We start from the raw sequence: 8,707 nt of genomic DNA, 5'->3' as shown, positions 1-8,707 counted from the left end.
CAGACGTGCGCGGAAGCGTCAAAGAACTGGGCTACAATCCGATTTTGGACGAAGCACCCGGCCGCGCCTTGCTTGGTCGCGCACCCATCCGGCTCACTGACAGTTACACCGCAACAGCGCAAAGCTTGATTGAGCGCAATTTGGTTTGATGCGCTGACGCGGAGAAGCGGGGTGCGGCGCAAACGCGGCGTTACACCCCATTTTCAGCAGAATGAACCTTGTTACCTGACGAACGAAATGACCATGGGCGCAGGTGCCGCGAATGGCCACTTAGTCCGGACTTTTGCCGCTTGGCTGGGATTGGACAATTCACCTGCGGAGAACGACAGCTTCTACGTGCGGCATCGCAGCATAGAAAGTCGGCTGGTTGCATCAAAAGGCTGAGTTTGCAAAGCCCGCTATCTGCGCATCGCTGTCGGACGAGCGCCCTGCGGCATATCCGATTGACCCAAAGGCGCTCCGAGCGTCAGCTTTCGGGGATCAGCTCGCTTGATTGTGCGACTGCAGCAGAGCGGATGCTGCGCCTGGCATGAATGTCGACTTCGGGCTGCCTGCGGTCACCTGCGACGACGACGGCAACTACCCAGGCCGGTGGTCACGACGCCGCGGTGCCGCAAGTGGGCAGAGAGCCCAAAGCGAGGAATGCTGCACTTTGCATGAATGTCTGATTACGAGTTTGAGTACATAGTCATTCGTCCGTTTCATTGCCTGCGGCAACGGCTCTTTCATGAATCGTTTCGTAAGCCTCAATCACAAGGGACCTGAGCCACTTGCCGCCCGGGTCCTGCGAAACGCGCGCGCTCCAAAAAAAGCGGAAGGTAATATCAGGCAAATCAACAGGTGGGCGTTTGGCAAGTAGCCCGTAAGTGCGCACGTCTTCGACCATGAAGAGTTGAGCGGTCGTTCCCAACATGTTTGTCCGTGCCAGGAGCGGTGCAACACCGGAAAACTCAGGAAGATGCGCTCCGATACGGCGCTCCATACCGTCGCGGGCAACCCGGTCTTCGACGGTTTGGCGCGCGGCATTAGACATGCCCACCATGACATGCGGCCAGTCGAGCCATGCCTGCTTGCTCCAGTTTTCAGCCGCTGGATGTCCTCTGCGCATGTAGGTGTAGCGTTCAAGGGTTGGCATTTTCTGTTCCATCAGACCTTCTGGCAGCGGTTTATCGGCACCAAGCAATGCAAGATCGATCTGCTCATCTGCGACAGCAGTGTAGATATGTGGTCCGAGGTTAACCCACTCAAGCGAAACGCTCGGGGCCTCATCGTTGATCCGAGCAAAGACTTCGGCGATCAGTGCGGTGATGGCGGGAACGGCTATGCGGAATGTGCGGGTGCTCGTCGCCGGATCAAACGGTTTGGGCGGGGTCACGACCCTTTGAATGCTGCGAAGGATAGGACGAACATCCTCAATCAAGCTTTCGGCGAAAGGTGATGGCTGCATTTTGCCGCCAACCTTCACCATCAGCGGGTCACCCACCTGTTCGCGCAGCCGGGCCAGCGCGTGACTGACCGCCGATGGCGTCTTGTTGAGCCTTTCAGCCGCTTTGGCGACGCTGCCCTCGGTCATAAGGGCCTCGAATGTCACGAGTAAATTGAGGTCGAGCCTGTGGAGCTGAATTTCGTTCATGACGCCTGAAATCGTTTCGTTAGGTTTCCGCTGCGTCAGAGTGAATACTTTTGTCATCGAAACCGCAAACAAAGAGGACGCGAAAACGATGCTTTACAAGACCTTTAGAACTGCAGGTGGTGGCGCTGCCGCTGCCATCCTGGCTATCGGATTGGCCACACCGGCCCTTGCAGAGGACGGAGTCGAAGCCGTCTCGGACGCCTTCTACGGCCTGCTGAATGAAATGATGGTCGGCACGCCCGTCGCGGAACGGATTGCGCCGCTCTGGCTCGATGCGGAAGGCGTAACAGCCATGCACCCCATCGGCGGCCGGGATACAGGTCTGGAGGTCTTGATTGGGGCCTTCGACGGAGTTGCAAGCATGGCCACCGGTGGCGATATTCGCATTGACGATCAGGCAATCGCGGTCTTCGGCGACACCGCCATAGAGACCGGGGTGGAGCGAGGCCGCGCCGTGCTGGCGGGCGAGGAGATCGCGCTCGAATACCGCGTGACCAACGTCTACCTGCGCACCGAGGATGGCTGGCGCATGGTGCACCACCACACCGACCTCTCCATGCCGATCATCGACCTGCTCACCCGCCTCGACGGCTGAGCCCCTCCGGCGACGACGCCGGATTTTTCCAACTAACGCAAACTGCAGACCGTGGGCGCTGTCCCGCGCCCGGGAAAGACATGTCCCATGGCCTGCATTCAGAAAGGAAAAGACCATGTCTCTCAAAGTCATCGGATCGGGCTTCGGCCGCACCGGAACCATGTCCACCAAGCTCGCACTCGAACAGCTCGGCTTCGGCTCCTGCCACCACATGACCGAAGTCATGGGAAATCCAAAACAGCCCGCCTTCTGGAAAGCACATGTGGATGGCGTGGAACTGGATTGGGCGGAGGTGTTCGCCGAATACACCAGCCAGGTCGATTTCCCAGGTGCGGCCGTCTGGCACGAGCTGTCAGTCGCCTTTCCTGACGCGAAGGTCATTCATACCGAACGCCCTGAAGAAGACTGGTGGGCCAGTTACTCGGCGACCATCGGGAAGTTTTTCGAACTCCGCGAGAGCTTGCCCTTGCCACCGCCGGTCGCGGCCATCTTCGAGACCATGGACAAACTGCTGATCCAGGGGGTCATGGGAGGCCTCGACAAAGTCAGCGCTATTTCGGCCTATCGTCGCAACAACGAAAAGGTTCGCGCGACCATCCCGGCAGAGCGTTTGCTCATCTTCACACCGTCGGAGGGTTGGGGTCCGCTTTGCGCATTCTTCGGCGTCGAGGAGCCGGAAGAAGACTTCCCGCGCAGCAACGCGCGCGACGAGTTTTGGGCACATTTTGGAGGAGAGCCGGTTACAGCATAGAACAGCAGCGCCAACCGTTACCTGCCATTCGTTCGGTAAGGCGAGTGGCAGGTTTGTCCCGCAGTGCCGTTGTTCGCCCCTCGAAAATGCTGCGCGATCCACGAACGGCTGCAATGCCTAAGCTGCGCCGCGGCGTTCTACCGGCCTTGGCGCGACAACCAGGCGTGCTTTGCAAGATTCTGCAAAGGGCGCTTTCTGCGCATCGCTGTCGGACGAGCGCCCTGCGGCATATCCGATTGACCCAAAGGCGCTCCGAGCGTCAGCTTTCGGGGATCAGCCCGCTTGATTGTGCGACTGCAGCAGAGCGGATGCTGCGCCTTGCATGAATGTCGACTTCGGGCTGACTGCGGTCGCTCGGGAGAAGTGCAGCGAATTCTCACTTCTCTAATCGGGCATTTGGGTCAAGTTCATTTCATCGTTTAATTTCCGCGCTTTAGGAATCGTTGTCTCTCATCCGGGTCACACTTCTCTTCGCAGTCTTCGATGGCCCGGTTCGGTTGGACCGCTGCATGCATGTGTCGGATTGGACGTGGAGCGCCCCGCTTTGTCTCGCGCTTCAAGTTGCGCAGTGAGAATATTCGGCGTCATCCACAGACCTCGTCCGGTGAGGGACGATCCCGCCTATGATCGTTATAAAGGGTCGGTCAGATCATGCTGCTCCCTTCAATGGTTCATGACGGAACTCGGTGCCATCTGCCCACATTCTGTGCATGATGACAGCTAACTTTCTTGCCACGGCTACGACGGCACGACGGCGACCTTTCCGACGCATCAGTCGCAGGCCCCAACTCTTGATCTCTGATCCAGCGATGGATCGCATCATCATCGCGTTTGCGGTATTGTAGAGCGTTGCTCGAACATCCGGGTCGCCAGCTTTTGAGATGCGTCCCGGGTTATCCTTTTCGCCAGACTGGTGTCGCCTCGGCGTAAGCCCAAAATGTGCAGCCACAGTACGCGAGCAGGTAAAGCGCGACGGATCATCAACGGCAGCCCGAAAGGTCAGTGCTGCAATTGGGCCGACGCCAGGAATTGCCATGAAACGCAGGCAGGCCTCGTCTCGGCTGGCGGCCTCTTTTACGCGTTTGTCAAGCTCGCGGTAAGTTGTGTAGAGCACGGCCCGTGCGTCAAGGAGAGGTAGGAGCGCATGGGACAAATCAGGGTCCGCTTCGACCAAGGGTCGCACCCTCTCATCAAATGAACCTTGCTCGACACGGGAGGGAAGCCGGATACCAAATATCTTGAACAATCCACGGACTTCGTTGGCCAAATCAATACACTTCTTCTGGATCGCTTTGCGACTACTCAAAAGTGCCCGAAGCGCATGGGCTTCACGGCTCTTGATGTAGACTGGGCTAAACCAACCGGAGCGCAGGACCTGTGCAATCCCACGCGCGTCCGTTTTGTCGGTTTTATTGCGCATCGCTGACAACGCCGCATTCACCTGGCGCGCTTCCATGCAATCAACATCAAAGCCAGCGGCGCGAAGGCCCCTGAACAGATGTTGGCTCATTGGCCCCGCTTCAAAGCCAATGTGCAGGGCGGCGGTCGGTACGCCCCGCAAACAATCGACGATGTCTTCTATCTCGCAGGCAACAGAGCGCTCGAAGATCAGCTTGCCATCGGCATCAATCACACAAACGGCTACAGTTCTTAGCGATACATCCAGTCCAACATAGTAATCCATTTTGTCCTCCTCAAATTGCAGAAGCTTCTGCAACTTTATCAAGAGGCTTTGTCAGGTTATTCTTTAGCGACGTGAGCAAGATCGGCCTCACCATCATGCGGTCATTTCAGCGGCATAGCTGTTCCACAGGCTGAACGCGTCAGCCCGAGCATGGCGGTAAGATGCTGCGGAAAGGCGGTGACGTTTTGGGCGAAAGATGGTGGCGGTCTGGTCGTGGACGGATAGAAACTGCTGCGCCTGGCGTGGTGATTTGAAACGGCTCATGACTTTCTCTCGTCGTCGCGTGTGTCGGTGCGACGCCTCGGACCGGTTATTCAACCCCTTGTGCGAGCGATGATCGACGCTTGGGCAAATACCACGGACAGCCACGCCATAGCTGCGCAGTTTGTCTGTCACGAGCACGCGTGGCACGCCCCATCGCTTCATCAACTTCATCAGGAAACGCTTGGCGGCATGGCCGTTCCTGCGGCTTTGCATCAGGATCTCCAGCACGTCCCCGTTCGCGTCGATCGCACGCCAAAGCCAGTGTTTCCGCCCGCGGATTGAGATAACCACTTCGTCCAAGTGCCATTTGTCGGACGGAGCTGGGCGGTCGCGACGGATCCTGGCCGCGATCTGTGCTCCGAACCGTTCGCACCAAACCCGGATGCTTTCATACGAGACGATCACGCCTCGTTCGGCCAGAAGATCTTCGACATCGCGCAAGCTCAGGGCGAAGCGATGATACGCCCATACAGCATAGGAGATGATAGACCGAGGAAACCGGAACCCCTTCAAGCGGAGTTGTGAAACTTGGCTGATCATGCGCAAGCGCTATGCGTGAACCGAAGCAACGTCAACAACCTGACAATGCCCTACAAAGAGATAGAGCTTGCCCTCCACCGTCTGAACTTCCGCGATGTCGATGTGGAAGAAGCCGATGGGGTAGCGCTTGAACTTTTGCCGCTTTGGCTTGTCACCCTCAACATCTGGCAATCGCGAAATGCCATGCCGTTGAAGGCACCGATGTAGCGCCGACCGCGTCAGGTGCGGGACAGACGGCTGAAGAGCATAGAGGCAATCATCCAACGGCAGTAGCGTGTGCCGCCGGAATGCGACGATCATTGCCTCTTCAGCTTCAGTGAGAACGGTTGAGCGCGGCTCCTTTGGCCCGGTCTTCAAATCCTCGACCGTCGCACGCTTACGCCACTTCGCGACGGTTTTGGGATTGATGCCCAACTCCTTACTCAACTGCGCGAGCGAAGCTTGCGATCGCTGTATTGCAGCTCTGACGGCGTGCGTTGTCGTGGCGCTCCCGTGACGAACTTGTCCCATAATGCTTCCTTCCAGGCCTGAGAAAGGATCGCACCATCAAACCATGGGATCAAACACCTAGAGAATAATGTCTGCAGGATCGAAAGTCGTGAGACCGGCAACTCTAAGGTTGAAATCCGCTATCCCATCGCCATCGACATCGCCCAGCAGGAAGCCATCGGTCGCATTAGAGACGAAGCGTAGCTGACCTGCGGCAGTGAACGCCGCCCCGCCGATATAGTTGAAAGCTTGATCCCCGCCTGCGATGGTATTCGCGTCGATCAGGGCGAGGTGGAGCGTGTCTATACCCGTCAAGAAATCGGTTATCGTGTCTCTCTGACCTGTTTCGCTGCTGGTCGTGGTCGCGTAGTTGAATGTATCTGCGCCTGCACCACCAGTCAGGGTGTCCGCCCCGAGCCCTGCCCATAGACTATCGACACCATCGCCACCGTCCAAAAGGTCATCTCCCGCATTGCCCGCAACGAAATCGTTGTTAATGCCGCCGAAGATCAGATCATTTCCAACTCCGCCGTAGAATGAATCGGCACCGCCGTTGCCGTTGATTGTGTCGTCTCCGTCGCCGCCGTACACGGTATCGTTGCCATGTATGTCGTTGCGTTTGTCGTCGTTAAACGTGTCATCGCCATCCTCCAGAAAAACAGTATCCCGACCGATGCCACCTGTGACGCTGTCGTTGCCGGTGCCGCCGTAGATCGTATCGTAGCCATCACCACCCTCAATGACATCCGAGCCTGCAAGCCCGTTCAGAACATCATTGCCTCCGTAACCGGAAAGAACATTGTTCGCTGCGTTGCCGCTGAGCGTATCGGCGAAGGCGCTAGTGCCCCGCACAGCCTCAATTCCGACCAATCGGTCGAAACCAAAACTGCCCCCGACCGATTGGAAAGCAGTATTCGACAGATCGACAGTCACACCTCCCGTTCCGCCGGAATAGTACGATGCGAAGTCATAACCCAGACCCCCATTGAGCAGATCGTTACCCTCCCCGCCGATCAGGATATCGTTGCCTGCCCCTCCGGCCAGAGTGTCGTTCCCGGCCGCTCCATCGAGGGCGTCGTTCCCGGCCCAACCGACAAGTGTATTGTTTGCTGTTGAGCCGGTCAGCGTGTCACCGCCATTGTTCGACCCTTGAAGTTGCTCGATTGAGATCAGCGTGTCGGTCCCGGCACCACCCCCAACGGCCTGCGCGCCATTGTTGGCAAGGTTCACAGTAACTCCGCCTGATGCAGCATAGTAGCTGGCCGTGTCGATCCCTGCGCCACCGTTCAGCACATCATTACCGGTCAGCCCGACCAGGGTATCGTTGCCTGCCCCGCCGGCAAGGATGTCGTCCCCGGCCGCCCCGTCGAGGAAGTCATTTCCGGCCCAGCCGACCAGAGTGTTGTTTGCCGTGGAACCCGTCAGCGAGTCACTGCCATTGTTCGACCCTTGAAGCTGCTCGATCGAGATCAACGTGTCAGTCCCGGCCCCACCCCCCACGGCCTGAGCACCATTGTTGGCAAGATTTACAATCACCCCGCCTGATGCGGCGTAGTAGCTGGCCGTGTCGACACCTGCTCCACCGTTGATCAGGTCATTGCCATTTCCGCCGTAAAGAATGTCGTTGTCGTTATTGCCGAAAAGTCTATCACTACCATTGCCGCCGAAAAGCGTATCGCCACCAGAACCACCATAGAGCGTGTCGGCACCGTCATTACCTGTCAACTTGTTTGCAAATTTATCTCCGCGTAGATCGTCATTCTGTGCAGAGCCTGCGATGTTCTCTATTCCAACAATGGTGTCTCCCGCTGCGTCACCCGTGTTGAGCGATGAATCCTGCAACGCCACACGCACACCAGAATTGGCATTGAAATAGCTGGCCGTATCGATCCCTGCCCCGCCGTTGAGACTATCAGCGCCACTGCCGCCGATGAGGGTGTCAACGCCATCTCCACCCAATAATGTATCTACTCCAGCAGCGCCGCGCAGAACATCGTTGCCCGTACCGCCGATCAACAAGTCGTTGCCGTCCCCACCGTCGAGGTCGTCATTGCCAGCACCTCCGGCAACCTCATCATCTCCGAGCAAAGCAAGATATGTATCGTTACCGGCTAGGAGATCGATACTATCATTTTCATCGGTTCCGGTCAGGTTGTCATCCCCAGCGGTCGGGGGGATGAAAACTGGACCATTCACGATCGTAACCTGAGTATTTGGCAAGACCGTACCCAGAGGAACTCCAGACGTTTGTGCATATTCAAGCGTGAAGGTTTCCGCGTCGTCAGCAATTGCATCGCCAAAGATCGCCACAGTTACTGCGGCGGTACTCTGGCCAGTAGCGAAAGAAACTGTTGTGTCGAGAAGCTGGTAATCGACACCGGCAATCGCTGTATTGTCGGCTGCCATCACCGAAAAAGTCAGTGGGCTTGTTGGGCTCTGCGAAAGCTCTAACAAAACTTCGTATTCCGCAAATACTTGCTTTCTTTCTGCGACATCGACATCGTTTGAAAACATCGCGAGGTTTGTTCCGGTTCCGTCGTCATCGAGAACCCAGCCGGTGGCGCGCAGGACCGGGGCTCCTCCCGCGAGGGCGGCATTGGTGGCCGAGAACACCTCGAGCACGGCGGCCTCGTCAAACTCATCCACGCTGTCCGCATCAATGCGGAAGTTCAGTGTTTTCGATGTCTCGCCCGGCGCGAAAACCACCGAACCCGTAAGCGGATCACCGTAGGCGTAAAGATCGATCCCCAC

General features: G+C 57.4%; 6 protein-coding genes and 1 pseudogene. 2 read left to right on the top strand and 5 right to left on the bottom strand.

The annotated features are described in order from the left end of the window. Positions 1 to 688 precede the first annotated feature (688 nt). Entirely contained in the window at positions 689 to 1,690 is a 1,002-nt protein-coding gene (locus EDD52_RS23000; RefSeq protein ID WP_132248952.1) for a LysR family transcriptional regulator, read from the bottom strand. A 31-nt stretch (positions 1,691 to 1,721) separates the two neighbouring features. On the opposite strand from EDD52_RS23000, the gene EDD52_RS22995 reads away from it, so the two are divergent. Continuing rightward, a complete protein-coding gene (locus EDD52_RS22995) occupies positions 1,722 to 2,228 on the top strand; it encodes a YybH family protein (protein ID WP_207906085.1) in 507 nt (168 codons plus the stop codon). Between the two features lie 115 nt (positions 2,229 to 2,343). After that, a complete protein-coding gene (locus EDD52_RS22990; protein WP_132248950.1) occupies positions 2,344 to 2,979 on the top strand; it encodes a sulfotransferase family protein in 636 nt (211 codons plus the stop codon). A gap of 649 nt (positions 2,980 to 3,628) precedes the next feature. Here EDD52_RS22990 and EDD52_RS22985 read toward each other — a convergent pair. The 4 genes and pseudogenes from EDD52_RS22985 to EDD52_RS22970 form a co-directional block, all read right to left on the bottom strand. Then, positions 3,629 to 4,663, bottom strand: a complete 1,035-nt coding sequence (locus EDD52_RS22985) for an IS110 family RNA-guided transposase (RefSeq protein ID WP_132248949.1) — start codon at positions 4,661 to 4,663, stop codon at positions 3,629 to 3,631. A gap of 93 nt (positions 4,664 to 4,756) precedes the next feature. Continuing rightward, a complete protein-coding gene (locus EDD52_RS22980) occupies positions 4,757 to 5,467 on the bottom strand; it encodes an IS6 family transposase (protein WP_132248953.1) in 711 nt (236 codons plus the stop codon). A 51-nt stretch (positions 5,468 to 5,518) separates the two neighbouring features. After that, positions 5,519 to 5,977, bottom strand: a pseudogene (locus EDD52_RS22975) (transposase family protein); the annotation flags it as partial. 57 nt (positions 5,978 to 6,034) lie between these two features. After that, positions 6,035 to 8,707: calcium-binding protein (locus EDD52_RS22970; RefSeq protein WP_132248948.1), on the bottom strand; the 2,673-nt coding region annotated here is incomplete at its 5' end.

Source organism: Primorskyibacter sedentarius (assembly GCF_004342065.1).
GTDB classification, from domain to species: domain Bacteria; phylum Pseudomonadota; class Alphaproteobacteria; order Rhodobacterales; family Rhodobacteraceae; genus Primorskyibacter; species Primorskyibacter sedentarius.
This window is presented reverse-complemented; position numbering and strand designations above follow the sequence as displayed.

Coding starts and splice junctions, on each gene's coding strand:
- EDD52_RS23000 (WP_132248952.1), bottom strand. CDS start 1,690: ATGACAAAAGTATTCACTCTGACGCAGCGGAAACCTAACGAAACGATT.
- EDD52_RS22995 (WP_207906085.1), top strand. CDS start 1,722: ATGCTTTACAAGACCTTTAGAACTGCAGGTGGTGGCGCTGCCGCTGCC.
- EDD52_RS22990 (WP_132248950.1), top strand. CDS start 2,344: ATGTCTCTCAAAGTCATCGGATCGGGCTTCGGCCGCACCGGAACCATG.
- EDD52_RS22985 (WP_132248949.1), bottom strand. CDS start 4,663: ATGGATTACTATGTTGGACTGGATGTATCGCTAAGAACTGTAGCCGTT.
- EDD52_RS22980 (WP_132248953.1), bottom strand. CDS start 5,467: ATGATCAGCCAAGTTTCACAACTCCGCTTGAAGGGGTTCCGGTTTCCT.